General features: G+C 56.1%; 25 protein-coding genes. 6 read left to right on the top strand and 19 right to left on the bottom strand.

All coding sequences use genetic code 11. The annotated features are described in order from the left end of the window. Position 1: 1 nt before the first annotated feature. From lipB to AQS70_RS11020, 11 genes are all read right to left on the bottom strand, one after another. A complete protein-coding gene (gene lipB / locus AQS70_RS10970; RefSeq protein ID WP_055102798.1) occupies positions 2 to 655 on the bottom strand; it encodes a lipoyl(octanoyl) transferase LipB in 654 nt (217 codons plus the stop codon). Next, positions 655 to 930, bottom strand: a complete 276-nt coding sequence (locus tag AQS70_RS10975) for a DUF493 domain-containing protein (RefSeq protein WP_055102799.1) — start codon at positions 928 to 930, stop codon at positions 655 to 657. The genes lipB and AQS70_RS10975 overlap by 1 nt, the downstream gene beginning before the upstream one ends. Before the next feature lie 78 nt (positions 931 to 1008). Continuing rightward, positions 1009 to 2166 (bottom strand): D-alanyl-D-alanine carboxypeptidase family protein, encoded by a 1158-nt coding sequence (locus AQS70_RS10980; protein ID WP_055102800.1) that lies wholly within the window; start codon positions 2164 to 2166, stop codon positions 1009 to 1011. A gap of 86 nt (positions 2167 to 2252) precedes the next feature. After that, the gene (locus AQS70_RS10985; protein ID WP_055102801.1) at positions 2253 to 3245 is read right to left on the bottom strand and encodes a septal ring lytic transglycosylase RlpA family protein; all 993 of its coding nucleotides are present in this window, start codon (positions 3243 to 3245) and stop codon (positions 2253 to 2255) included. Beyond that, the gene (mltB, locus tag AQS70_RS10990) at positions 3245 to 4255 is read right to left on the bottom strand and encodes a lytic murein transglycosylase B (RefSeq protein WP_055102802.1); all 1011 of its coding nucleotides are present in this window, start codon (positions 4253 to 4255) and stop codon (positions 3245 to 3247) included. The genes AQS70_RS10985 and mltB overlap by 1 nt, the downstream gene beginning before the upstream one ends. Positions 4256 to 4272: 17 nt before the next feature. Next, positions 4273 to 5376, bottom strand: coding sequence for a rod shape-determining protein RodA (gene rodA / locus AQS70_RS10995; RefSeq protein WP_162233899.1), 1104 nt, complete (start codon positions 5374 to 5376; stop codon positions 4273 to 4275). A 31-nt stretch (positions 5377 to 5407) separates the two neighbouring features. Then, positions 5408 to 7303 (bottom strand): penicillin-binding protein 2, encoded by a 1896-nt coding sequence (gene mrdA / locus AQS70_RS11000; RefSeq protein WP_055102804.1) that lies wholly within the window; start codon positions 7301 to 7303, stop codon positions 5408 to 5410. Between the two features lie 14 nt (positions 7304 to 7317). After that, positions 7318 to 7785 carry a 23S rRNA (pseudouridine(1915)-N(3))-methyltransferase RlmH gene (gene rlmH, locus AQS70_RS11005; protein WP_003444191.1) on the bottom strand — a complete coding sequence of 156 codons (468 nt, stop codon included), beginning with the start codon at positions 7783 to 7785 and terminating at the stop codon, positions 7318 to 7320. 9 nt (positions 7786 to 7794) lie between these two features. Next, positions 7795 to 8289 (bottom strand): ribosome silencing factor, encoded by a 495-nt coding sequence (gene rsfS / locus AQS70_RS11010; protein ID WP_055102805.1) that lies wholly within the window; start codon positions 8287 to 8289, stop codon positions 7795 to 7797. A gap of 70 nt (positions 8290 to 8359) precedes the next feature. After that, complete coding sequence (gene nadD, locus AQS70_RS11015; protein WP_420912349.1) at positions 8360 to 9022, bottom strand: nicotinate-nucleotide adenylyltransferase; 663 nt, start codon at positions 9020 to 9022, stop codon at positions 8360 to 8362. Between the two features lie 28 nt (positions 9023 to 9050). After that, positions 9051 to 10322: a glutamate-5-semialdehyde dehydrogenase gene (locus AQS70_RS11020; protein ID WP_055102807.1), complete on the bottom strand. Its 1272-nt coding sequence runs from the start codon at positions 10320 to 10322 to the stop codon at positions 9051 to 9053. A 176-nt stretch (positions 10323 to 10498) separates the two neighbouring features. On the opposite strand from AQS70_RS11020, the gene AQS70_RS11025 reads away from it, so the two are divergent. Both AQS70_RS11025 and AQS70_RS11030 read left to right on the top strand, forming a co-directional pair. Continuing rightward, positions 10499 to 11176 (top strand): DNA-3-methyladenine glycosylase, encoded by a 678-nt coding sequence (locus tag AQS70_RS11025; RefSeq protein ID WP_055102808.1) that lies wholly within the window; start codon positions 10499 to 10501, stop codon positions 11174 to 11176. Between the two features lie 61 nt (positions 11177 to 11237). Next, positions 11238 to 12554, top strand: coding sequence for a bifunctional DedA family/phosphatase PAP2 family protein (locus tag AQS70_RS11030; protein ID WP_055102809.1), 1317 nt, complete (start codon positions 11238 to 11240; stop codon positions 12552 to 12554). A gap of 126 nt (positions 12555 to 12680) precedes the next feature. On the opposite strand, the gene AQS70_RS11035 is transcribed toward AQS70_RS11030, so the two are convergent. From AQS70_RS11035 to AQS70_RS11045, 3 genes are read right to left on the bottom strand one after another with little or no spacing between them, the layout of a single operon-like run. Then, positions 12681 to 13271, bottom strand: a complete 591-nt coding sequence (locus AQS70_RS11035) for an LON peptidase substrate-binding domain-containing protein (RefSeq protein WP_055102810.1) — start codon at positions 13269 to 13271, stop codon at positions 12681 to 12683. 10 nt (positions 13272 to 13281) lie between these two features. Continuing rightward, the gene (locus AQS70_RS11040) at positions 13282 to 13998 is read right to left on the bottom strand and encodes an LrgB family protein (protein WP_055102811.1); all 717 of its coding nucleotides are present in this window, start codon (positions 13996 to 13998) and stop codon (positions 13282 to 13284) included. Then, positions 13988 to 14356, bottom strand: a complete 369-nt coding sequence (locus tag AQS70_RS11045) for a CidA/LrgA family protein (RefSeq protein WP_055102812.1) — start codon at positions 14354 to 14356, stop codon at positions 13988 to 13990. The genes AQS70_RS11040 and AQS70_RS11045 overlap by 11 nt, the downstream gene beginning before the upstream one ends. A 186-nt stretch (positions 14357 to 14542) precedes the next feature. On the opposite strand from AQS70_RS11045, the gene AQS70_RS11050 reads away from it, so the two are divergent. After that, positions 14543 to 16225 carry a C13 family peptidase gene (locus AQS70_RS11050; RefSeq protein ID WP_055102813.1) on the top strand — a complete coding sequence of 561 codons (1683 nt, stop codon included), beginning with the start codon at positions 14543 to 14545 and terminating at the stop codon, positions 16223 to 16225. A 61-nt stretch (positions 16226 to 16286) separates the two neighbouring features. Further along, entirely contained in the window at positions 16287 to 16928 is a 642-nt protein-coding gene (locus tag AQS70_RS11055) for an oxidoreductase (protein WP_055102814.1), read from the top strand. Between the two features lie 72 nt (positions 16929 to 17000). Here the strand turns inward: AQS70_RS11055 and AQS70_RS11060 are convergent, their stop codons facing one another. From AQS70_RS11060 to AQS70_RS11080, 5 genes are all read right to left on the bottom strand, one after another. Continuing rightward, positions 17001 to 17852: a phosphatidylinositol-specific phospholipase C domain-containing protein gene (locus AQS70_RS11060; RefSeq protein WP_055102815.1), complete on the bottom strand. Its 852-nt coding sequence runs from the start codon at positions 17850 to 17852 to the stop codon at positions 17001 to 17003. 394 nt (positions 17853 to 18246) lie between these two features. Then, positions 18247 to 18477 (bottom strand): YceK/YidQ family lipoprotein, encoded by a 231-nt coding sequence (locus AQS70_RS11065; protein WP_055102816.1) that lies wholly within the window; start codon positions 18475 to 18477, stop codon positions 18247 to 18249. Then, positions 18470 to 19099 (bottom strand): flavin prenyltransferase UbiX, encoded by a 630-nt coding sequence (gene ubiX, locus AQS70_RS11070; RefSeq protein ID WP_055102817.1) that lies wholly within the window; start codon positions 19097 to 19099, stop codon positions 18470 to 18472. The genes AQS70_RS11065 and ubiX overlap by 8 nt, the downstream gene beginning before the upstream one ends. Next, the gene (gene mpl / locus AQS70_RS11075; protein ID WP_055102818.1) at positions 19096 to 20445 is read right to left on the bottom strand and encodes a UDP-N-acetylmuramate:L-alanyl-gamma-D-glutamyl-meso-diaminopimelate ligase; all 1350 of its coding nucleotides are present in this window, start codon (positions 20443 to 20445) and stop codon (positions 19096 to 19098) included. Before mpl ends, ubiX begins: the two co-directional genes overlap by 4 nt. Positions 20446 to 20522: 77 nt before the next feature. After that, positions 20523 to 22298 carry a sigma-54-dependent Fis family transcriptional regulator gene (locus AQS70_RS11080; RefSeq protein ID WP_055102819.1) on the bottom strand — a complete coding sequence of 592 codons (1776 nt, stop codon included), beginning with the start codon at positions 22296 to 22298 and terminating at the stop codon, positions 20523 to 20525. A gap of 341 nt (positions 22299 to 22639) precedes the next feature. On the opposite strand from AQS70_RS11080, the gene exaC reads away from it, so the two are divergent. Both exaC and eat read left to right on the top strand, forming a co-directional pair. Further along, the gene (gene exaC, locus AQS70_RS11085) at positions 22640 to 24160 is read left to right on the top strand and encodes an acetaldehyde dehydrogenase ExaC (RefSeq protein ID WP_055102820.1); all 1521 of its coding nucleotides are present in this window, start codon (positions 22640 to 22642) and stop codon (positions 24158 to 24160) included. A 147-nt stretch (positions 24161 to 24307) separates the two neighbouring features. Next, the gene (gene eat / locus AQS70_RS11090) at positions 24308 to 25756 is read left to right on the top strand and encodes an ethanolamine permease (RefSeq protein ID WP_055102821.1); all 1449 of its coding nucleotides are present in this window, start codon (positions 24308 to 24310) and stop codon (positions 25754 to 25756) included. Positions 25757 to 25825 lie beyond the last annotated feature (69 nt).

Genomic DNA, 25825 nt, shown 5'->3' on the forward strand with positions numbered 1-25825 from the left:
ATCAGTCTATTCCGCCCGTTAGGGTCGTCTGCTCAGCATAGTCGAGGTGTTTGACGAGCTGCGCACGCAGCTGGACACCTACCTCGGCAAATTCAATCGGCCCTGCATGGTCACGCAACTGGGTCATTGCCAGCCCCGCATAACCACAGGGGTTAATCCGTCTAAACGGTTCAAGGTCCATGTCCACGTTCAGGGCCAGACCATGAAATGAGCAACCATTGCGAATGCGCAGGCCCAAGGATGCGATTTTCGCACCGTCGACATACACGCCCGGCGCATCAGCTTTGGCGGCCGCTGTGATGCCGTAACTGGCCAGCAGGTCGATCAGGCACAGCTCCATCCGACTTACCAGCTCGCGGACACCAAAGCCCAGACGGCGTACATCCAGCAAGAGGTAAGCGACCAACTGCCCCGGCCCGTGATAGGTCACTTGCCCGCCACGGTCTGACTTAACCACCGGGATATCACCCGGCAACAACAGATGCTCGGCCTTGCCAGCCTGACCTTGGGTAAACACCGGCGGATGCTGCACCAGCCAGACCTCGTCTTGGGTGTCTGGCTTATGCTTGCGCTCGTCAGTGAAACGTTGCATCGCAAGCCAGGTGCGCTCGTAATCGAGCCGACCTAACTCGCGAATACCCAAGACCTGCGACATCACAACACCATGTGCACGAAGCCGGAAGCTCGCAATTCGCTGTTGATGTTGTACAGCTGGTCTTGATCAGTCGCCACGATGTGCAGCTGAATCGTGGTGTACTTGCCATTGGTGCTTTGGCGCTCGTCAATACGTTCGTCATTGATCGTGGCGTGCTTTTTAACGATGGCGATGATCTTGTCTTTGTTACCAACACCCGTGTCACTGATCACCTTAACCGGATAATCAGTTTGAGGAAATTCGATCTTTGGCGCCTTTACTTCGGTATCGGTCATGGCGTATTGGCCTCGTAAGCCCGGAACTACAGAGTACCCCCATGCTCGATAAGCACAGGGGCACGCAGGGGTGTGCAATCAGTTGAACAAGCCGTAGAAGAATAGACGGATGCTATCCCACACGCGGCGGAAAATACCACCTTCCTCAACCGGTTCAAGTGCAATCAGGTCGGAGCTGTGGATAACTTTGTCATCCAGTTTGACTTCTACCTTGCCGATCACATCACCTTTGGCGATAGGTGCCATCAACTGCGGGTTCATGGTCATGCTCGCCGCCAGCTTTTTCAACTGGCCTTTTGGCAAGGTCAGGCTCAGGTCATCCGCCAGACCGGCTTTAACTTGGTGCGTGGTGCCTTTCCAGACCGGTGCTTGAGCCAGCTCAGTGCCTTTCTGGTAGAAGGTTTGGGTTTCAAAGAAACGGAAACCATACGTCAGCAGCTTTTGAGTTTCGGCAGCACGTGCCGCTTCGCTGTTGGTGCCGAATACCACGGCGATCAGGCGCATGCCATCACGTACCGCCGAAGACACCATGCAATAGCCTGCTTCCTCAGTGTGGCCGGTTTTCAGACCATCAACGGTCTTGTCACGCCACAGCAACAGATTGCGGTTAGGCTGTTTGATGCCATTCCAGAAGAACTCTTTTTGCGAGTAAATCGCGTAGTGAGTTGGGTCTTCATGAATAATGGCGCGTGCCAGCAACGACATATCGTGGGCCGACGAGTAGTGATCTGGGTTCGGCAGGCCAGTCGGGTTCATGAAGTGACTGTTGGTCATCCCCAAGTCGCCAGCGGTTTTGTTCATCATGTCGGCGAAGGCGTCTTCGCTACCGGCGATGTGCTCAGAAAGCGCAACGCTGGCGTCGTTACCCGACTGGATGATGATCCCGTGGAGCAAGTCGCTCACCGATACTTGGCTGCCCACTTTGATGAACATGCGCGAACCACCTGTGCGCCAAGCGTTCTCGCTGACAGTCACCGGATCCTCTTCGCCAATCTGACCGCGACGGATTTCTAGGGTCGCGATGTAAGCGGTCATCAGCTTGGTCAAGCTGGCTGGAGGCAGACGCTGGTCACCATTGTTTTCAACCAGCACGTTACCGCTGTTGGCATCCATCAGAACGTAAGATTTGGCGGCCAGCTGTGGCGGCGACGGCATCATCTCGACTGCCCAAGCAGCAGGAGTGATGATCAGCGGTACAAGCAGGCACAGGCGTTTGGCAAAGGTGGTGATGTTCATCCGTCTCTCGAGTTTGCTAATAGACACTTACCCTCGCGGGCAAAACTTTTCTGGCAGCCGTGTAACGGGCCGCCGCGTATTCACTGTTACTGGTCGGTCACAACACTGGGCTGACCCAAGTTGGCCGAACGTACGCTTTGTTGCGTTTGTTGCACCTCACCTACCGAGGCTATTGGCCCCATGCGAACACGGTGAAGGGTTTGCTGATTGCGCACAATCGAGCTGATAAACACAGGAGCGCTGACCATGCTACTGAGTTTGGAGCGAAGTAATTCAGCGGCATCAGGATTGGCGAAAGCGCCCACTTGCAAGTAGGTGCCCGGGCCTTTGCGGGCAATTGCCGGCGCAATGACATCAGCCGCATGCTGTTGCGGCGGCGGTGTCCACTGTTCGACCTTGCCGGTTGAAACCGTCGGCGCAGGCGCTGCTTGTGCCATGGCAGGTTCATTCAACATCAACGGGGCCGGACGACCACGGGCTGCCCACCACGCTTGCGGGTCAATGCCTTCAACCTTGACATGCGCAGTGCCCGTTTCGGCGTAACCGAGCTTCTTGGCCGCTGCGTAAGACAAGTCGATGATGCGGTCCGAATAGAACGGCCCACGGTCGTTGACGCGCAAGATCACGGTTTTGCCGTTGTCCAGGTTGGTCACTTTGACGTAACTGGGCAGCGGGAGCGTTTTATGAGCGGCGCTCATCCCGTACAGGTCATACACCTCGCCATTAGCGGTGTTTTGGCCGTGAAACTTGGTGCCATACCAAGAGGCGGTCCCTGAAGCCACGTAGTTTTTGGACTCTTGAATCGGGAAATAACTCTTGCCCAAAACGGTATACGGATTGGCCTTGTACGCCCCCGTGTGCAGGGTCGGGGTAGCGTCTGGAATACGCGAAACGTCGACATCCCACCATGGCGCGCCGTCTTTGTGCGCGCGGTTGATGTCCAGACCAGGTTTAGCGCTGATGGTCCCCGAGGTTTTCGGGGGCGTGCTCGGGCGGTTGCTCGAGCAACTCACCACCAGCAGCGCGGCCGCCGCGCAGGCCGCGATTTTCAGAGGTGTGCGGATCGCTAAAAACGGCATTACTTATTGCCCCGTGCTTGAACCAGCAGGTCGGACAGTTGATGCACTGCCATGGCATACATCACGCTACGGTTGTAACGCGTGATTGCATAAAAATTCTTCAGGCCCATCCAGTATTCAGGGCCGTTTTCACCTTCTAGACGGAATGCCGTGACGGGCATGTCGTCGCGCAGCGCATCATGACTCGACCAGCCCAGCGCTCGCAACTCCCCAACGGTTTTGACCGGTTCAATCCCTTGAGTCAACCCTTCATCGACACGCTCACCCTGCACATCGGCTCGGGCGACGACCGGCTCGCCTGCCACCCAGCCATGACGTTTGAAGTAGCTGGCAACGCTGCCAATGGCGTCGTCCGGGTTGCTCCAGATGTTGATGTGCCCGTCGTTGTCGAAGTCCACGGCATAAGCGCGGAAGCTGCTCGGCATAAATTGCGGCAAGCCCATCGCCCCGGCATACGAGCCTTTTAGACTCAGCGGATCGACTTGTTCCTCACGGGCTAGCAATAGAAACTCACGCAGCTCTTTACGAAAGAAATCGGCACGTGGCGGGTAGTCAAAGCCCAACGTGGAGAGCGCATCAATAACCCGATAATTACCGGTATTACGCCCATAGAAGGTTTCTACGCCAATAATCGACACGATGACCTGCGCCGGAACGCCATATTCCTTTTCGGCGCGAGCCAGCGCTGCTTCGTGCTCCCGCCAAAAATCGACACCCCGCGCAACACGGGCATCCGTCAGAAACATCGGACGGTATTCTTTCCACTGTTTCACGCGCTCTGCTGGGCGCGAAATGGCATCCAGAATGCTCTGCTTACGCTCTGCCTCACGAAAAACACCCATCAACTGCTCACCGGCAAACCCATAGTCACGGGTCATCTCACCGACGAATTCAGCCACTTGGGGCGAGCCATCGTAGTCGCCAGCCACCGCACTTTGCGCTGCCCCGAACAGGCCCAAAAAGCCCATCCATGACGCGTATCGAGCGGCCCAGCCACGCATTGCTTGCATTGAATTCTTCACCTTAATCAAACTTGTGCAATCCACTTGCGATGTGTGTGGATTGACATCAAAACCCCAAACGCTGACAGCAGCGTCACCAGTGAAGTTCCGCCGTAGCTAATAAACGGCAATGGCACACCCACCACTGGCAACAGCCCACTGACCATACCGATATTGACGAAAACATACACAAAAAAGGTCATGGTCAAACTGCCAGCCAGTAACTTACCGAACAGTGTTTGCGCTTGGGCGGTAATCACCAAGCCGCGACCAATCAACAACAGGTAGATCAGCAACAACGCACAAATCCCTACCAAACCGAACTCTTCCCCCATCACCGCGATGATGAAGTCGGTATGGCTCTCGGGCAGGAAGTCCAGATGCGACTGAGTCCCCAACAACCAACCCTTGCCAAACACACCGCCCGAACCGATGGCGGCCTTGGACTGAATGATGTTCCAGCCCGTGCCCAGCGGATCGCTCTCTGGGTCAAGGAACGTCAAGATTCGCTGTTTTTGGTAGTCATGCATGATAAAGAACCACATGCCAATCGCTACCGGTATGGCTGCCGTCAGCACGCTGATGATCCAGCGCCAGCGCAAACCGCCCATAAACAGCACAAACGCCCCTCCGGCCAATACCAGCAAGGCGGTCCCAAGGTCGGGTTGGCGTACGATCAGGCCAAAGGGTATGCCGATCAAGAGCAAACTGACTGCTACGTGCTTGAGTTGCGGCGGTAAGGTGCGCTTGGAGAGGTACCACGCGATGGTCGCGGGCATCAGGATTTTCATGAACTCCGAAGGCTGGAAGCGGATAACCCCCGGGATGTTGATCCAGCGCGTGGCCCCCATGGCGTTATGGCCCATGACGTCAACGACTACCAGCAACAGGACTCCGGCTAAATAGCCGACCGGCACCCAGCGCGCCATAAAACGCGGCTCCAACTGGGCGATGACAAACATTGACACCAACCCTAAACCAAACGAGGTGGCCTGCTTGCTCAGCAGATCCCAGTTTTTGCCACTGGCTGAATACAACACAAACAAACTGCCCGCTGCGAGTGTCAGCAACAAAATCAGCAACGGACCGTCGATATGCAAACGCTGAAGCAGCGTGGCGCGCCGACGCATCACATCCTCACTGGAGAGGATGCGGTCAAAATTACTCATCATTGGCCTTAGCCTCCGCCTTTGAAGCGCTGGCGTACTCAGGTTTGAGTTTGCCATCTTCGCCCAGAAGCCAAGCGTCCATCACCGAGCGCACCACGGGAGACGCCACACGGCTACCGGCCTCGCCGTTTTCAATCATCACCGAAACGGCAATTTTGGGATTGTCGGCCGGGGCAAAGCCCACAAACAACGCATGGTCACGATGACGTTCCTGAACCTTTGAGCGGTCGTATTTTTCGCCCTGCTTGATCGCCACCACTTGGGCTGTACCGCTTTTGCCCGCAATCAGGTATTGCGCCCCCACACCTGCAACGCGTGCCGTGCCGCGAGCACCATGCACCACCTGTTGCATGCCATGGTTGACCTTGGCCCAGTTGGACGGGTCGCGCAGCACAATGTCAGGTATCGGATTAGGATCAACTGGCGGCACGCCCTCAATGGTTTTAGCTAAATGCGGACGGTTCCATTTGCCCTTACTGGCAATCAGTGCCGTCGCTTGCGCCAGTTGCAATGGGGTGGACTGCATATAGCCCTGCCCGATCCCGAGGATCAGCGTTTCACCCGGAAACCAAGCCTGGCGCCGGGTAGCACGCTTCCACTCGCGAGACGGCATCAGACCGGCCGACTCTTCAAACATGTCGAGCGAGACTTTTTGCCCAATACCGAACTGGGTCATGTAGGACGATAAGCGGTCGATACCCAGCTTGTGAGCCAAGTCATAAAAATAGGTGTCATTGGAGCGCATGATCGCGGTGTCCAAATCGACGTAGCCATCACCGGAGCGGTTCCAGTTACGGTACTTATGGTCGTAATTGGGCAACTGGTAATAGCCGGGGTCATAGACCCTAGAGCTGCCGGTGACCACGCCACTGTCTAGGCCAGCAATCGCTACCGCAGGCTTGATCGTGGAGCCTGGTGGGTACAAACCCCGCAAAATCCGATTGAACAGCGGGCGGTCAATTGAGTCGCGCAACTCGGCATAAGCTTTAAAGCTGATACCGGTTACGAACAGGTTAGGGTCAAAACTCGGCTGGCTAACCATCGCTAGCACTTCGCCAGTCATGGGATTGAGTGCGACCACCGCACCGCGCCGCCCGGCCAACGCTTCTTCGGCCGCCTCTTGCAACTTGATATCAAGGCTGAGGACGATGTCCTTGCCAGGGATCGGGTCCGTGCGTTTAAGCACGCGCAGCACTCGACCACGTGCGTTGGTTTCAACTTCTTCATAACCCACCTGGCCATGCAACTCGGCTTCATAGAAGCGTTCGATGCCGGTTTTGCCGATGTGGTGAGTGCCGCTGTAGTTGACCGGATCGAGGGTTTTGATCTCTTTTTCGTTGATCCGCCCCACGTAGCCAACCGAGTGCGCAAAATGCGCCCCTTGAGGATAGTGACGCACCAACTGCGCGACCACCTCAACGCCCGGTAAGCGGAACTGGTTAACGGCGATACGGGCGATTTGCTCTTCATTAAGCTCGAACAAAATCGGCACCGGCTCAAAAGGCCGTCGCCCCTGCTTGGTGCGCTTCTCAAACAACGCTCGGTCTTCAGGAGTGAGTTCCAACACCTCAACAATGGTGTCGAGCACGTGCGGCCAGTCACCCGCGCGCTCGCGGGTCATGGTCAAGCTAAAGCTGGGACGGTTGTCAGCTATCACCACGCCATTACGGTCAAAAATCAGACCGCGAGTAGGGGGGATCGGCTGCACATGCACCCGGTTGTTTTCTGAAAGCGTGGAGTGATAGTCGTACTGCACCACTTGCAGGTAGTACAAACGCGCCATCAGCACACAAATCAGTGCCATCACCAATATTGCGCCGACCACGACGCGACTACGCACTAGACGTGCGTCTTTTTCGTGGTCCTTAAGGCGAATTGGCTGAGTCATTGCAAGGCGCTGAGCTATTTGTGATAAGGGTGCCCGGACAAGACTGTCCAAGCGCGATACAACTGCTCACCGATCAGAATCCTTACCAACGGGTGCGGCAACGTCAACGGCGACAGCGACCAGCGCTGATCGGCGCGGGCGCAAACCTCTGGCGCCAACCCTTCCGGGCCGCCGACCATGAAGTTCACCGTACGCGAGTCTAGCCGCCAGCGATCAAGCTCAACCGCTAGCTGCTCAGTACTCCATGGCTTGCCGTGCACTTCGAGGGTGACAATCCGCTCCCCTGGGCCGACTTTAGCCAGCATGGCTTCGCCTTCCTGACGGATGAATCGAGCCACGTCGGCATTTTTGCCACGGGTATTGAGCGGTATTTCTACCAGTTCGAGGGCCAATTCGGATGGCAGACGCTTGGCATACTCATGCCAACCTTCTTCCACCCATTTGGGCATACGCGAACCGACAGCGATCAAACGCAAGCGCACAGCGAACCCTTATTCCTGGTCTTTGTTGAGCTTGGTGAAATGCTCATGGGTGTTTTCGGGGCTGTGATGGGCAGCGTTGGCCGAACGGCTTTGCTCGGCACCGGCCCACAGACGCTCCAGGTCGTAGAACTGACGAGCGCTGGCGGTCATCATGTGAACGATGACGTCGTCCATGTCCAACAGAACCCAGTCGCTATCGCCCTTGCCTTCTTCGCCCAACGGCTTGACGCCCTGCGCTTTAACAGCTTCGCGGATCTTATCGAGCATTGCGCCGATCTGACGGTTCGAAGTACCGGTGGCGATGATCATGAAGTCCGTGATGCTGTGCTTGTCACGCACATCGAGGACTTGAATGTCTTGCGCCTTGACGTCTTCCAGTGCCGCTACCGCCACTTTCACCAGTGCTTCGCCAGCCAGGACTTCACCCGTGTGGACGGCAACTGGCAATGGGGCGCTTTTGAAGGTGCCTTTGCGCTTAACTTTGCTTACATCTTTATCGGTCATATAAAACTCGTTTTGCTCGTATGTTCGGGTGCTTCAATACACGTTAAATCGCGCCTTGAATCACGCCTTTTTAGTTCGACGCACGGTAAAGCCCATGCGCATCTATGTAGGCCAGGACCGCGTCGGGCACCAGATAACGTACCGACTTACCGCTGGCCAGCAGTTGACGGATCTGGGTGGCGGATACCGCGAGCGGCGTCTGCCAGACGAATGCAATCTGTCCGCCGGGCCCCTTCAGGGCTAGCGGGTCGCTTACCGAGCGCGCTGCCAGCAGATTGCGCAAGGCATCCGGCGGTTCGCTGTCGGCATCCGGGCGCTGTAGCACCAGGATATGGCAATGCTGGAGTAGCTCTTCCCAGCGGTGCCACATGGGCAGGCCGCAAAAAGCGTCCCAGCCCAGCAATAAAAACAACTGGTCATCCGCGGCCAACTCGGCCCGCATCAGCTCCAGGGTATCAATGGTGTAAGACGGCTTGTCTCGTTGCAGCTCCCGTGGGTCTACTACTAGCGTAGCGACTCCTGCGACAGCGCACTCAACCATCGCCAAACGGTCGAGCGCCGACACCTGCGGGGTGTCGCGGTGCGGCGGCCTGGCGTTGGGGGTTAGACGTAGCTCATCGAGCGCCATCATTTCCGCCACTTCTAGCGCACCGCGCAAATGCCCGATGTGTACTGGATCAAAGGTGCCACCCAGCACACCAATGCGCCGGGGTAACACGTCGGAGGCTCTCACATTGCCTGCCGGGCTAAGATCACCCAAGTCAGCTCGGCTCCTGACCGCGCAATTGGCCGTCACCGACCACGATGTACTTCTCGCAGGTTAGACCTTCGAGACCCACCGGACCGCGGGCGTGCAGCTTATCAGTTGAAATGCCAATTTCAGCACCCAATCCGTATTCAAATCCATCGGCAAAGCAAGTAGGGGTGTTTAGCATGACCGAACTTGAATCGACCTCAGCCATAAAACGTCGGCTTTCTCCCTGATGCTCGGTCACGATTGAATCAGTGTGATGGGAGCCGTACTGATTGATGTGCTCAATCGCTTGGTCAAGACCGTGGACAACGCGGATAGACAATATGGCCGCCAAATACTCGGTGTTCCAGTCTTCTTCGGTGGCAGGGTTTACATCAATCAGCGCCTGAGTGCGCTCGCAGCCGCGCAATTCTACGCCCTTAGCGCGAAATTGTTCAGCCATCGCGGGCAAAAATTGCGCAGCTACCGCTTGATCGACCAGCAAGGTTTCCATCGCCCCACAAATCCCATAACGATAGGTTTTGGCATTGAAGGCAATACGCTGAGCTTTGGCCAGATCCGCATGGGCACTCACGTACACATGGCAAATACCGTCCAGATGCTTGATGACGGGCACGCGCGCATCACGGCTCACGCGCTCGATCAAGCCTTTGCCGCCACGCGGCACGATCACGTCAACGTACTCAGGCATGGTGATTAACGCCCCGACAGCCGCACGATCGGTCACTTCAACCACTTGCACCACCGCCGGCGGCAGCCCGGCTTCAGCCAGACCTCGCTGGATGCAGGTTGCAATCGCACGATTGGAGTGAATAGCCTCGGAGCCGCCACGCAAGATAGTTGCGTTGCCGGACTTCAAGCACAAGCTGGCGGCGTCAATGGTCACGTTGGGACGCGACTCGTAAATGATCCCGACCACGCCCAAGGGCACGCGCATTTTGCCGACCTGAATACCCGACGGGCGATAGCTCATGTCGCGAATGGCCCCAATGGGGTCTGGCAGGCTGGCCACTTGGCGCAAGCCGACAATCATGCTGTCGATGCGTGCTGGGGTCAGCGCCAAGCGCTCCAGCATTGCGGGCTCGAGGCCGTTGGCCCGGCCAGCGGCCAAGTCCCGCTCGTTGGCGGCAGTCAGCTCTTCGCGGGCGGCATCCAATGCGGACGCTGCGCCTTGCAGAGCACGGTTTTTCTGCGCCGTGCTAGCGCGGCCGATCACTCGGGAGGCTTCACGGGCGGCGCGACCCAAGCGGGTCATGTAGTCAAGAACGGACTCAGTCATGGTCTCAATGGTCTTGGCAGAGGGGAAAGCGGCCGATTATAGCGGTCCAGCCGTCTCGCGCACAGCGGTGACAGGCGGATGGTCGAAAAGGACTACAAAAAGTGTCTGTTCAGCCCGGATTAAGGATGACTTGCTATGATCCGTAACTTTTCGTACATCTTAGGATCGCATTGACGATGCCGAGCATGCTGCCTGACACCTTTTTCAACCGCGACGCACAGCTCGTCGCGCGCGAACTATTAGGCAAAGTCATTCGCCATCGGGTTAACGGTTTGTGGCTAAGCGCTCGCATTATTGAAACCGAAGCGTACTACTTCGCCGAAAAGGGCAGCCATGCCTCGCTAGGCTACACAGAAAAACGTAAGGCTTTGTTTCTGGATGGCGGGCACATTTACATGTATTACGCCCGTGGCGGCGACTCGCTGAACTTCAGCGCCCAAGGCCCTGGCAACGCGGTACTGATCAAGTCGGCCTACCCCTGGGTCGACGCGCTGTCTGGCCCCGCCAGCTTGGCGAAGATGCAAGACAACAATCCTGATACACAGGGCCGCCCGCGCTCAGAAAAAAAGCTGTGCGCAGGCCAGACATTGCTGTGCAAAGCCCTCGGCCTGAAAGTTCGCGAGTGGGACGCCAAACGATTTGACCGCGAACGATTATGGGTTGATGACGTCAGAGAGCGACCCTCGCGCATTCTGCAAGCTACCCGTTTGGGTATCCCTCATGGTCGAGACGAACACTTGATGTATCGGTTTGTCGACGCGGACTACGCTGTGTACTGCACTCGAAACCCACTTCGTCGTGGGCAAGTTGAGGGGCGCGACTACCTCGTTTTAGACAATGCTGCTCCTCTTTAGGAGCGAGCTTGCTCCTAAAGATAAAAACATCTCTACACGCTCAGAATAAGGAAATTGAAACATGGGCCCATGGCTCGACACCATCACCAGTTGGCTCACCACTAACCCCCAATGGCTGGGGCTGGCGGTCTTTATTGTGGCGTGCTTGGAGTGCCTGGCCATCGCCGGGGTCGTCATTCCCGGTACGGTGCTGTTATTTGCAATCGCGGTGTTGGCGGGCAGTGGCACGCTTTCGCTAGGCCAAACATTGCTACTGGGCGTGCTCGGTGGCTTGCTGGGTGATGTGCTGTCTTACACGCTAGGCAGACGCTTCCACCAAAATATCCGCCGTTTACCGTTGCTGCGTACCCATCCGCAATGGATGGCTGGCGCAGAGAGCTACTTTCAACGGTACGGAATTGTCAGCCTGATCGTCGGACGCTTTATTGGCCCACTGCGACCTATGCTGCCAATGGTTGCCGGGATGTGCGACATGCCGTTCCCGCGCTTTATCGCCGTCAGTGTGCTGGCAGGGTCTGGCTGGGCAGTCGCTTACCTGCTGCCGGGTTGGGCGACAGGGGCAGCGCTTCGCTTGCCGCTACCCGAAAACTTCTGGCCGCAAGCCGCTATCGTCGCAGTCAGCATTGCGGCTTTGCTAGGGCTTTGCATCCACGCCAATATCCGTCGTCAGCCTAAAGCGACACTGATGATCGGGGCACTGAGTCTGGCGCTGCTGATCGTGGCGTTCTTCGGCTATACACACATGACCGCGTTCGACCAAGGCATCAATGCCTTGGTGCAAGAGCATCGCAGCAGCGCGGGCGATATGGTCGCCGTGCTGGTGACGCAAATCGGTAACTTCCGCACACAACTAGTGGCCGCAGCCTTGGTCTGTGCGCTGTTGTTTTTCAACAAACAATGGAGAGCTTTGATCTTTTTCGGCGGAGTCACCTTGTTCACCGCCATCGCCAACACCACCACTAAGCATTTATTCGCGCGTATGCGCCCAGAAGTCCTGATCGACCCGCTAACCAGTTACAGCATGCCTAGCGGCCACAGTTCTGGGTCATTTGCCTTCTTTTTGGCGTTGGCGATTCTGGCGGGCCGTGAAAAACCGAAACGCATGCGCCTCATCTGCGTGCTACTGGGCTGCCTGCTGGCGCTGACCGTAGCAACCTCTCGCGTTTATCTAGGCGCTCATTGGCCGACTGACATCTTGGCAGGTGCATTACTGGCAATCACCGTCAACGCTTTTGCTTTGGCCCTAACCCAGCGCTACATGGAACTCACACCAGTACCGATCAAGGTCTGGTGGATGATTTTACCGTCGTGCGCAGTGCTGTATGGCTTCTTCATGCTTAGCCATTTGTCCAACGAGCTGGTGCGCTACGCCTATTAATAGGTGATGAACCTCGCGATATACCCGTGAGCTGCCGCAGACTGCGAGCTTTTGTGTTTTAAAGATCAAAAGATCGCAGTCTTCGGCAGTTCCTACGCAAAGCAGGCTGCCGCTCACGATCTCGGGCTAGTTGAGCATCTCGCCCTGCATCTCTTCGAGCAGGACTTGAATTCCATCGAGACGCTGCTGCGGGTCGTCGACTTGCAACAAGTCGACTTTGTCTTCCTCAGCAAAGGGCAGTAAGTACGCCAATTGGTTGGCCAGTGATTGCTGCCCCGTCACTTCGGTATTCATATTCAGTGCGGCGACCATCGGATGTTCGGCCAACGCCTTGAGCAACGCCAACAAGTCTTGATCTTCATCCTGAAGTGGTTGCTCAGGGATCTCATCCAGCCACTCAACGTCGGCTATCAGTAAATTGTCAGGCTGCAACTCAGTGCCCAACACCTCGAAGCGACGCCCGCCTTGGACCCGAATCCCCAATAAGCCGTTTTCCTGCTTCTGGAAATCACAGACCCGTGCTTCGCAGCCAATACCGGCGATATCTGAAGGCGCATCACCCGTTTCATCGCCGTCAAGAATGCACACAACGCCAAACCCCGTGCCTTGCTTCATGCAGCGGGCAATCATGTCCAAGTAACGCGCTTCAAAAACCTGTAGATCCAGTACGCAGCCGGGAAAAAGGACGGTATTCAAGGGAAACAATGGCAGCTTCATACAACCCTCCTTACACCATAAGGCTTACGGCCAACGGCAGAAAAACCGCCGTGCCTACGCCCATTAAACTCATTGCCAATGCCGCAAATGCACCCGCCTCTTCGCCTTCTTCCAAGGCCACTGAGGTGCCCACAGCATGAGCGGTCATGCCTAACGCTATGCCGCGCGCTTCAGGGCTGTGTACCTTAAGCAGGTTCAGTAAACCCGGACCAAAAATGGCCCCTATCACCCCAGTGATCAACACAAACACCGCGGCCAGCGCCGCAACGCCGCCAATTTGCTCAGCGACCAGCATCGCAATCGGCGAAGTCACAGACTTGGGAGCCAAGGTCATCAGCATCATGCGCTCGGCACCAAACCACCACCCTAACAACACCACCAAACCGGTTGCCAAGACCCCGCCAATCACTAGCGTAGTAAAAATAGGCCAAAACAGTTGGCGGATTCGCCGCAAGTTCAGGTACAGCGGCACTGCCAACGCCACAGTAGCGGGGCCCAACAGGATGGTGAGAATGTCCGTACTTTTACGGTATTCGGCGTACGTAAGCCCGCAACTGACCAGCACCCCGATCACCAGTAACATGCTGGCCAATACCGGCTGGAGAAAGATCCAGCGCGTTTTTTCATAGCCTGCGAGTACCAGTTGATAGGCCCCTAATGTGATACCGATACCAAACAACGGGTGATGAATGACCGACTGCCAGGCACCTAACCATTCAACGCTCATGTTCACCCCGCGCAGTGTTATGAGGTTTTAGCAAACGCTGCATTAGCACGCCGACAAACGCCATCGAGATCAGCAGCGACAAGACCAGCGCGCCTGAGATGGCCCAAAAATCAGCGGCAATATCGGCGGCATAGACCATAACGCCGACAGCTGGCGGCACTAACAGTAAAGGCAAGTAACGCAAAAGGCTTTTTGCGGCTTCATTTAAAGGCTCGCTGACCTGACCACACACCAGCAAATAGATCAGTAGCAGCAACAGACCGATAATCGGGCCGGGCAGTACCGGGACAAACAAGTGATTAAGGGCAGTGCCCAGTAATTGAAACAGCACCAACCACGTCAGGCCGCGTAACAACATATCGTCTCCCCCGCTGTCTTTTTTCGCGCCGCATTATAAGCACGTCCAAGCAAACCTCACCGATGCGACTCATGTTCTGCTACCGCCCGTACTGAAAAACATAATATCTGCGCATGTTTCATCTGCCCCTATAGACAGCTTTATTAGCTTGGGCATACTCGGCAGCCTAATTATCCGGATCCCGCTATGCGCCCACTTGCCCCCCTTGCTTTGACCCTGCTACTGACGGCCTGCGGTGATGGCGAATCGCTACTTCCACCTGATGCACGCCTGCCCGATGGCGGCCGTTATCGGGGCGAAGTGGTCAATGGGTTGCTACAAGGCCAAGGCCGTATCGACTACCCAAACGGCAGTTGGTACGCAGGCCAATTCATGAATGGACAATGGCATGGCCAGGGCGAGTGGCATGGTAGCAATGGCGAGGTCTATGTCGGGCACTTTGAGCAGGGGTTATTTAATGGCCAAGGCAGCCTAGACACCCATAACAGCAGCTATGTGGGCGGCTTCAAAAAGGGTCGACGCGAAGGGGAAGGCACGCTCAAAGAAGGCAGCATGAGTTATCGCGGCGAGTTCCATAATGACGAGTTTTCTGGGCTCGGGCACTTGGAGCTGGACGACGGCAGCCAGTATGAAGGGATGTTTGCCAACGGCAAACCCAATGGCGAAGGCAAGCGAAGCGATACGACCGGCAATGAATTCAGCGGCCACTTCGTCAATGGCCAACTCGAAGGCAACGGTACGTTCACCAGCGCTGACGGCGATGAATACGTCGGCGGCTTCAAAAACAATCAGCTAAACGGCAAAGGTCGCTATGAGAATGCTGATGGCGACGTCTGGATCGGCGATTTCAAGGACGGCGCACTGACGGGTAAGGGTGAACTCATCGGCGCTGATGGCAGCCATTATCGCGGCATGTTTAACGAATGGCGCTTCAACGGCCCCGGCCATTTGAACATGACCGATGGCAGCCTCTATGTGGGGGACTTTGTCGCTGACACCTACCAAGGTAAGGGCACGCTGACGTTTAGTGACGGATCTTCCGAAAGCGGCGTGTGGACCAATGGTCAACGGGTTCGCGACGCCAAAGGTGGTCTTCTGCCCGACCCTTTGGAACTCGGCTTGCTCAAGCAGGGCGAATTGCTGAAGCAGGCGCTGGATGCCGTTCCGCCATCCACCCCAGCCATTGAGTTGTACAGTTTGGTGCTGGCAGGCGACGGCAAACAAAGCGTTTTCATGCGTGAGGCCGACTACGTCAGTGACATGCTCACCAGCCGTTTCGGCAGCCGTGGTCAGGTCACCTTGGTCAACCATCGCGACCATCTCATGGACCGCCCATTGGCCACCCGCGAAAACCTGCACCGTGCGGCAAAAACGTTAGCCGAGCGCACAGGGCCAGAAGACTTGGTGTTTATCTACCTCACCAGTCACGGTACACAAGACCATGAGTTAGTTCTGGATCAGCCTCGACTAGAGCTGGCAGACCTGCCCGCCGATGAACTGGCCGCCGCACTCGAGCCTTTGAAAGACCGCGACAAGATCATAGTGATTTCATCGTGCTATTCAGGTGGTTTTATTCCGGCTCTCAAAGATGAAAGAACCTTGATCATGACCGCCTCGCGCACTGATCGCGTGTCATTTGGCTGCTCAGAAGAGGCCGACTTTACGTATTTCGGCAATGCCTTGTTTGCTCAGGCTCTAAACCAGACCGACGACTTGCAAAGAGCGTTTAAGTTGGCCAAGGAAGCTATCGCTGAACGCGAGCAAGCTGATGGCTTTGAGGCATCAGCCCCCCAAATATGGGCCCCAAAAGGGGTAGTGAAGCATTGGCAACAGTTACGTCAGCATCAAGCCAAACAGGCTTTGCAATAAATCAGTTGAACAGCAAGACCGTAAACAAGGACTAAGCTGAATGTATCAAGGGAGAACACGCATGTACTTGACGCCTCAACACATTCTGCTCGCAGGAGCGACTGGCCTGACTGGCGAGCTTTTGCTCGACCGTCTGCTTAACGAACCGACCATCAAACGCGTGCTGGCCCCCTCGCGCAAACCATTGGCGGATCACCCGCATTTGGAAAACCCGGTGGGTGACCCGGCCGTATTCTTGCCGCAACTCAGTGGCCCGGTAGAGGTGGCCTTCTGCTGCCTGGGCACCACCATCAAACAAGCGGGCTCAGAAGAAGCATTCCGCGCAGTGGATCACGACATGGTCGTGGCCTTTGCCAAACGCGCCCTGGAAATGGGCGCAAAACACCTTATTGTCATCAGCGCGATAGGCGCTGATCCAAAATCCTCGGTGTTCTACAACCGGGTCAAAGGTGAGATGGAACAATCATTGCGCGCTCAAGGTTGGCCGCAATTGACCATCGCCCGCCCGTCACTACTGATCGGTGAGCGCCAGGAAGAACGCCCCGCTGAAAAAATTGTCGCCACGCTGTCCAGGCTGATTCCGGGCAAGTACCACGGCATCGAAGCCTGTGAACTGGCCCGTGCACTCTGGCGTTTAGCGCTAGAAGAACAACAGGTTGTGCGGGTGGTTGAGTCGGATGAGTTACGCAAGTTAGGCAAATAACCCCAAACGCTCAACTCAATAGACAGGAGGGGGGACTAATGACTGATCACCCCCTGTCTATTCACTGTCAATTTATGCTGGGAGCAATAGCGCTTTTTCAACATTGGTTTTTATACAGTTCTTAACCAGTTGCGTACGATCAAACCAATCAATATTAATAATATTACTTTTCATTTGATAGGGACCACTTGCCTTATACCAACTATCAATTTCATTCTCAAGAAACGTTGGACCGATTTCACCGTAACCGGTAGCAGACATGGACCAGAGTTCACCGGTGGGTGGTGCCTTCATAACACTTTCTATATAACGCCCTAGCTCATCAGCTCTAACAATGGACTGACCGATCCACTGATGCATTATTTTTGGCCACACCCAGTTATTTACAGCCAGTTCAGAAGTCGCCGCAATAACAACTGTTTTACCTGGATAAGTTTTTTTAATTTGTTCAACGGTTAACGAGGAAGCATCCGCAGGCAAAAGCTTTTCATTAAGCTCTCCATGGAGATAATCAGCCAATTCCTTGTAGGGAATACCGCCAGGGGTTGAATCAAGCTCATGAAGATCAAGTATCAAGAACTCACCAGGGTTCTTTCCCAGAAACTCTTTGATGGCAACCTCGGTATCGTGCAGGGTTCGGCCAGAATCAAGATCATGCCGATGTCTATATTTTTCTCCATGCCCAGTTCGCAAGCCCGAGTAATACTTGACGCGAATATCGAACACCCGAATACCATTATCCATCTGATAACGGAATGAATCGGACTGGCACGTTCTCCACATATCGTGCATTTCCGCCTTCTGGTCCATTCCACAATTGTGCGCCCCTGGAAGACTCATTTCGTACAACTTGAGCTTCTTTATCGCATCGCAATTATCTTCCATCCAGCTGTTAAGTTGTGTAGCACTCGCTATTTTAGTCATCATCACTACCTTGTGTTTACGCCCACCATCCTGACAGGCTTTAATACTGCTCTCTTAAATGGATGAGCACAGCTCCTTATAAACCAGATTAGTCGACACGCTCTAAATCTCATGAATTTTCATATGATTTAACATATACACAAAACTACAAACCATCGCACTTACTTCTTACAACTCAAAGCACCTACATTACTTAATACAGATCTAATTAAACGATTAGGCATGCTCTGAATAAGCCGGCCTAAAAGTAGTTTTCGACAATACGCCGCTACTGGGCCGAAGATTTCCTGAAGAGTGGGATCTCAAGCGCTTCCTACGCAAAAAGAGGTCAGATCACACTCCCCCGCCCGCTGGCATGAAACTCGACGCCCAGAACAGTGAGCATCGATAACGGCTATAAAATCGTGTCGAGCAATACGCTCGCCGGAAGATCCAGCCCCGGATAACGCGGCGCATCAGTGCCAAAGCGGTCTTTGGCGCAACAACGGCCTTGCAGTGCATACCAGTCCAGACGCGCGCCTGAATACACAACCGGCGCGCCCGGCTTAGCGGCATCCAGCATACGAACGCTGGCGCAACCGCCGATCTGCAAGAGCATTAACACGCCTAGCAGCGCCTTACTCATCGCCTCCGACATGATGCTCGCCCCATCGCGGGAGCATGTCTTGCGGGATGTTGAGCAGGTTTAGAATCCGCGCCACCATGAAGTCGACCAAATCATCAATGGTCTGCGGCTGGTGATAAAAGCCGGGGGATGCGGGCAGTATCACAGCGCCCATATTCGACAGCTTGAGCATGTTTTCCAAGTGGATGCTGGAATACGGCGCTTCACGCGGCACCAAGATCAGTTGCCGACGCTCTTTAAGCGTCACATCCGCAGCACGCTCTATCAGGTTGTTACACGCACCGGTCGCAATGGCCGACAGCGTGCCCGTCGAACACGGCACCACGACCATCGCCGCCGGCGCCCCAGAGCCTGATGCGACCGGGGACATCCAGTCCTCTTTACCGTAAACGCGGATCTGCCCTGCGGTAGCACCCGTGTATTCGGTCAGAAAGGTTTGCATGGCTTGTGGCTTAGGCGGCAGGTTGACGTCGGTTTCAGTCGCCATCACCAATTGCGCGGCCTTTGAGATCAGAAAATGCACCTCGCGATCTTCACGCACCAAGCAGTCAAGCAGGCGCAACGCATAGGGCATGCCCGAGGCACCTGTCACGCCCAAGGTAATACGTTCTGGGCCACTCATTGCAGCGCTTCCGCCAGCTTGCCATGCAAGCCACCAAAACCGCCGTTGCTCATGATCACCACATGGGTGCCCGCTTTAGCTTGGGCTTTTACGTCATCAATGATGGCCTCCAACGAGTCGCAAACCAAGGTCGGCACGCTGCTGGAGCCCACAGTCGCGGCAAGGTCCCAACCCAAATTAGGCGGTGCGTACCAGACCACGTGATCGGCCTGAGTCACACTGCCCGGCAAGCCATCGCGGTGCGCGCCCAGCTTCATGGAGTTGGAGCGCGGCTCGATGACTGCAATCAGCGGTGCATCGCCGATGCGTTTACGCAATCCATCCAAGGTGGTGGCAATCGCCGTCGGATGGTGAGCAAAGTCGTCATAGATCGTAATACCCCGAACTTCTGCGACTTTTTCCATCCGTCGTTTTACGCTTTTAAAGGCGCTCAACCCGTCAATCGCCATGCTCGGCACAACGCCCACGTGGCGAGCAGCGGCCAAGGTCGCCAAGGCATTCGCCACGTTGTGCTGACCGGTCATGTCCCACTCGACCGTGCCTTGCACCGCGCCCTCAAACAGCACCTCGAAACGCGAGCCGTCTTCGCTCAGCAGGTTGGCTTGCCACTGACCGCCTTCGCCGGTGGTTTGCACCGGTGTCCAGCAGCCCATCTCAATCACCCGCTGCAAAGCAGGTTCTGTCGTCGGGTGAATCACCAAACCTTCACTCGGGATGGTGCGCACGAGATGATGGAATTGACGCTCAATCGCGGGTAAATCAGGGAAGATGTCGGCGTGATCGAACTCAAGGTTATTGAGGATCGCAGTCCGTGGGCGGTAGTGAACAAACTTTGAACGCTTGTCGAAGAACGCGCTGTCGTATTCGTCGGCTTCAACCACGAAGAATGGCGTATCGCCCAACCGCGCCGACACCGCAAAGTTTTGCGGCACGCCGCCGATCAAAAAGCCCGGCGCCATGCCTGCGTGCTCAAGCACCCAAGCCAGCATGCTGCTGGTGGTGGTTTTACCGTGCGTCCCGGCGACCGCCAATACCCAGCGACCTTGCAGCACGTGATCGGCCAGCCATTGCGGGCCCGACACATAAGGCAGGCCTTTATTCAGTACGTATTCAACAGCTGGGTTGCCACGCGACAGCGCATTGCCGATGACCACCACGTCTGGGGCCGGATCCAATTGCGCCGAGTCGTAGCCCTGGGTCAACTCAATACCTTGAGCTTGCAACTGGGTACTCATTGGCGGATAGACGTTGGCATCAGAACCAGTAACGTGATGGCCCAACTCTTTGGCCAAAACCGCCAAGGAACCCATGAAAGTGCCGCAAATACCAAGAATATGAATGTGCATAGTCGACCTCGTAAATCATCGGCGAAGGGTAGCGTAGGGGGCTGTTTTTCGCACCTGATGATTTAAAACTCACACCTTTAACGCGCTATCCCATGCTTACGCAGCTTTCTGTACAGCGTATTGCGGCTTACACCCAACTGCGCTGCGGTTTGGGTCATGTGCCAGCGCTGTGTGTCCAGCGCTGCCAGCAACGCCAACTTTTCAGCGTTCTCCAACGGATTCTCGGAATAAGACGGCGCAGGTTCTGTCACAACCTGACGGATGGCCACGGGCAAGTCGTCGAACTCGATAACGTCGCCTTCGCACAATGCCGCCAAGGTGCGCAGCATGTTACGCAACTGCCGCACGTTCCCCGGCCACTGAAACTCCAGTAACGCTTGGCGCGCTGCGGGGCTGATCGCAAGCCGTTGCTCGCCCGCTTCTTGGGCCAGCAAAAAGTCCAGAAGCTGCGACTTGTCGGTACGCTCGCGCAACGCCGGCAAACCCACTTCTAGACCGTTAAGACGGTAGTACAAGTCTTCACGAAAACTGCCGTCCGACACGCGCTCCAGCAAGTTGCGGTGGGTCGCGCTGACAATCCGCACGTCAACCGCCTGCGGTTCCCCGCCAATCGGCACGACGACTCGATCTTCCAGCACTCTTAATAGACGGGTTTGCAGCGCTAACGGCATGTCGCCAATTTCGTCCAAAAACAAGGTTCCGCCATCAAACGGCTTGCTCGCGCGCAGACTGGCTTGGTGCACGGCTTTGGCAAACGCCTCTTTGCCCGAGCCGGTTTCGCCGTTGATCAATAACGGGACGTCGCGCTCAAACACCCGTAGCGCTCGGCGAAAGTCTTGTTGCAGCGCCTCATCCCCCATACAGATGTCACCCATAGGCGGGCGGATCGGCTTAGGGACGGGGGCGGGAGCGACACACACCGGGACCGCCCGAGGCTGCCCACGCAGTGCGGCAAATAACTGTCGCCCGTCACAGGTGCGTAGCGGCCAACTGGCACTGGCCTGCGTACTGGCGCGGGCGAACAAGTCATCAAGGCCGCAATCAAAAATGTTGTCAATCGACTGCCCAAGTAAACCGCTGCGCGTCTGCCCGAGCAGGTTCAGGCCGCTTTGATTGACGCCACAGATCAGCCCTTCGCCGTCAAATGCCAACATGCCTTCACTGAACAAACCCACCGCTTGCGCCTGTAAATGAAAACGCAGCAACCATTGGTGTTCGTACTGGCGAAGAAAGTAACTGCTTTCGATAGTTTTGGCCGAAAGATTGACCAGCGCCATGGTATGAAACTGGCTCTGGCGCGTGGCCGCATGGCGCGCCGAAGACACATCCAGCACCGCCAACAGTTCGCCCTGCGGGTCAAAAACTGGGCTTGCCGAGCAGGTCAGCCCAGTGTGGCGCCCGCGAAAATGCTCGTCCTGATAAATACTCAGCGCTTGGCGTTCAATCACACAGGTGCCGATGCCGTTAGTCCCTTCGCGAGCCTCGCTCCAGTCAGCGCCCAACCACAGCCCCGCGTGCTCAAATACTTTGCGCTCAGCGGGGGCGGTGATGCAGTTAAGGATGATTCCCCGCGCATCGGTTAACAGCACTGCATGCCCAGCGCCAGAAAGTTGTTGATGCAGGCTATTCATTTCGCACCCAGCGATGTGTAACACCTGCTGCAAACGCTCGCGCCCCTCAAGGATGCGACTGTGCTCAAGCACCGTAGGCGCGATGTTCTGCGCGGGGTCGAGGTGGTAATCCTCCAAGCAACGCTGCCAAGAGCGAACGATAGAAGGGTCACACCCCTGAGGGTGCCCCTGAGTCACATTAATGACTTGTCGGGCGTGCCGATTGAGATCGGTACTGGGCATTTTTATTGTTCTCCGCTCTGTGACGTTGACCCCCACTGCGCAGAAAAACACGCTTCTGCACCCTTTGAGATCCAGCTCAAACCGAACGTCCAGCATCCTCTTGCGTTCGACTCATTGCAATCTCGAACTGACTCACCGGTCATTGACTGTGCCGTTCTTGGTACAAAGTGTCACGGTGGTTGTACCAAGCTTGTCACACTCACCCAACACTTCCCCCCGCTCCCCCCCTCCAAAGCCCCGTAATACAAAGGCTTCAGAACCTTGGCCCAGCCTTTGCTCCCATTATGGGCAGCGCCACAGCGCGTCCTCCCATAAGCACAATAAAGCCAAGGAGACACTCCATGCGTTACGCACAACCCGGTACTGAAGGCTCGATCGTTACGTTCAAGAGCCAATACGGTAACTACATTGGCGGCGAATTCGTGGCACCGGTCAAAGGCCAGTACTTCACTAATACCTCGCCTGTGAATGGCAAGCCCATCGCCGAATTCCCTCGCTCGACTGCCGACGACATTGAAAAAGCGCTGGATGCCGCCCACGCCGCAGCCGATGCATGGGGTGCCACCTCCGTTCAGGCGCGCTCGTTAGTGCTGCTGAAAATAGCTGACCGCATTGAACAAAACCTCGAACTGCTGGCCGTGACCGAAACTTGGGACAACGGTAAAGCCGTGCGCGAAACCCTGAACGCTGACGTCCCACTGGCCGCCGACCACTTCCGCTACTACGCCGGGTGCATTCGCGCCCAAGAAGGCAGCGCAGCCGAAATTGACGGCAATACCGTGGCCTATCACATCCATGAGCCGCTGGGTGTGGTCGGGCAAATCATCCCGTGGAACTTCCCGCTGCTGATGGCCGCGTGGAAACTCGCACCCGCGCTGGCCGCCGGGAACTGCATCGTGCTCAAACCTGCCGAGCAAACCCCATTGAGCATCACCGTGCTGATGGAACTAATCGGCGACCTGCTACCGCCGGGCGTTCTGAACGTGGTGCAAGGGTTCGGCAAAGAAGCAGGCGAAGCGCTGGCGACCAGCAAACGCATCGCCAAAATCGCGTTCACCGGCTCAACGCCAGTGGGCTCGCACATCATGAAATGTGCGGCCGAGAACATCATCCCGTCGACCGTAGAACTGGGTGGCAAATCGCCAAACATCTTCTTTGCCGACATCATGCAAGCGGAACCGACCTTTATTGAAAAGGCCGCCGAAGGTCTGGTGCTGGCGTTCTTCAACCAAGGCGAAGTATGTACCTGCCCGTCGCGGGCACTGATTCAAGAGTCGATCTATGACGACTTCATGAAAGTGGTGATGAAGAAAGTCGAGTCGATCAAGCGTGGCGACCCGCTGGACACCGACACCATGGTGGGCGCGCAGGCGTCCGAGCAGCAATTCGACAAGATCCTCTCCTACCTTGAAATTGCCAAAAAAGAAGGCGCCGAACTGCTGACCGGCGGCCAAGTGGCCAAGCTTGAAGGTGATCTGTCGACCGGCTATTACATCCAGCCGACCCTGCTCAAGGGCACCAACAAAATGCGCGTCTTCCAGGAAGAAATCTTTGGCCCGGTGGTCAGCATCACCACCTTCAAAGATGAAGCCGAAGCGCTGGCGATTGCCAACGATACCGAGTTCGGCCTAGGCGCTGGCTTGTGGACACGCGACATCAACCGCGCGTACCGCGTAGGCCGTGCCATCAAGGCCGGTCGTGTGTGGACCAACTGCTACCACCTGTATCCAGCCCACGCCGCGTTCGGGGGTTACAAAAAGTCCGGTGTTGGCCGTGAAACCCACAAAATGATGCTCGACCACTATCAACAGACCAAAAACCTGTTGGTGAGCTACGACATCAACCCGCTGGGCTTCTTCTAAGCCATACCGATGTAAGAGCGAGCCTGCTCGCGATCTTTTTCAAGATCAAAAGATCGCGAGCAGGCTCGCTCCTATATCCGAAGTTGGCCTCTCTCTTGCTTTGCTCCCTGTCAATTTTTCCGAACAATAAAGAACAGGTGGACTGAAATGCCTAGCGAACCCAATGCTGCTCCGGCAGCAAATACTTCCGTCGATTTTGAAAAAGTCGGCTCCGAATACTTTCAACAACGCGAACTGAAAAAAGGCGCTGCTGGCTGGGTCCTACTCGTAGGTCTGGGTGTGGCGTACGTGATTTCCGGCGATTATGCAGGCTGGAACTTCGGTCTAGCCCAAGGCGGCTGGGGCGGGATGTTCATTGCCACCTTGCTGATGGCCACCATGTACCTGTGCATGTGCTTTTCGCTGGCCGAACTGTCTTCAATGATTCCTACCGCTGGCGGCGGTTATGGCTTTGCCCGCAGCGCTTTCGGCCCGTGGGGTGGGTTTTTGACCGGCACTGCGATCCTGATCGAATACGCCATCGCCCCTGCCGCTATCGCGGTATTCATCGGGGCCTACTGTGAGTCGCTTTTCGGGATCGGCGGCTGGATGATCTATCTGGCCTTCTACATTATTTTTATCGGCATTCACATCTTCGGGGTCGGTGAGGCGCTCAAGCTGATGTTCATCATCACCGCCGTCGCCGCCATTGCGCTGGGCGTGTTTTTGGTGTCGATGGTGCCGCACTTCAGCGTTGCTAACCTACTGGACATCCCCGTCACGCAAGCCAAGGGGGCCAGCGCGTTCCTGCCTTTTGGCTATGTCGGTGTGTGGGCGGCCATTCCCTATGCGATCTGGTTTTTCCTCGCCGTTGAAGGTGTGCCTCTGGCCGCCGAAGAAACCAAAAACCCTAAGCGCGACCTACCGCGCGGTTTGATCGGCGCCATGCTGGTACTGGTGACGTTTGCGTTGCTGATTCTGGTGATCGGCCCAGGTGGCGCGGGCGCGCAACACTTAATGGCCTCAGGAAACCCGTTGGTGGAAGCGCTGAGCAAAGCTTACGGCGGCTCAACGTGGATGGGCGGCTTCGTCAATCTGGTGGGCTTGGCCGGCTTGATCGCCAGCTTCTTCTCGATCATCTACGCCTACTCGCGTCAGATCTTTGCCCTGTCTCGTGCAGGTTATTTGCCGCGCAAGCTGTCACAAACCAATAAGAGCAAAGCGCCAGTCCTGGCGTTGATCATCCCCGGCATCATCGGCTTTGGCCTGTCGCTGACCGGCCAGGGTGATCTGCTGATTCTGGTCGCGGTGTTTGGCGCAACCATCTCGTATGTCTTGATGATGGCCGCGCACATCACCTTGCGCATTCGTCGCCCTAAAATGGAGCGTCCGTATCGCACACCGGGCGGTATTTTCACTTCAGGCACCGCTTTGGTGCTGGCATGCGTGGCCGTGGTTGCAGGCTTCTTGGTGGACCCACGCGTGGTGATTGGCGCGGCGGTGATCTATGGCGTATTAATCGCCTACTTTGCTTTTTACAGTCGACACCATTTGGTGGCCGGGACACCGGAAGAGGAATTTGCAGCCATTCAACAGGCTGAGCAATCCTTGCACTAGTCGCTGAGAACCCGCCAGGCGCCGTGCGCTTGGCGTTAAGGAGCACGTTGTAGGCCAAGTTTCTCCCAC

Source organism: Pseudomonas endophytica (genome assembly GCF_001411475.1).
Taxonomy (GTDB): Bacteria; Pseudomonadota; Gammaproteobacteria; order Pseudomonadales; family Pseudomonadaceae; genus Aquipseudomonas; species Aquipseudomonas endophytica.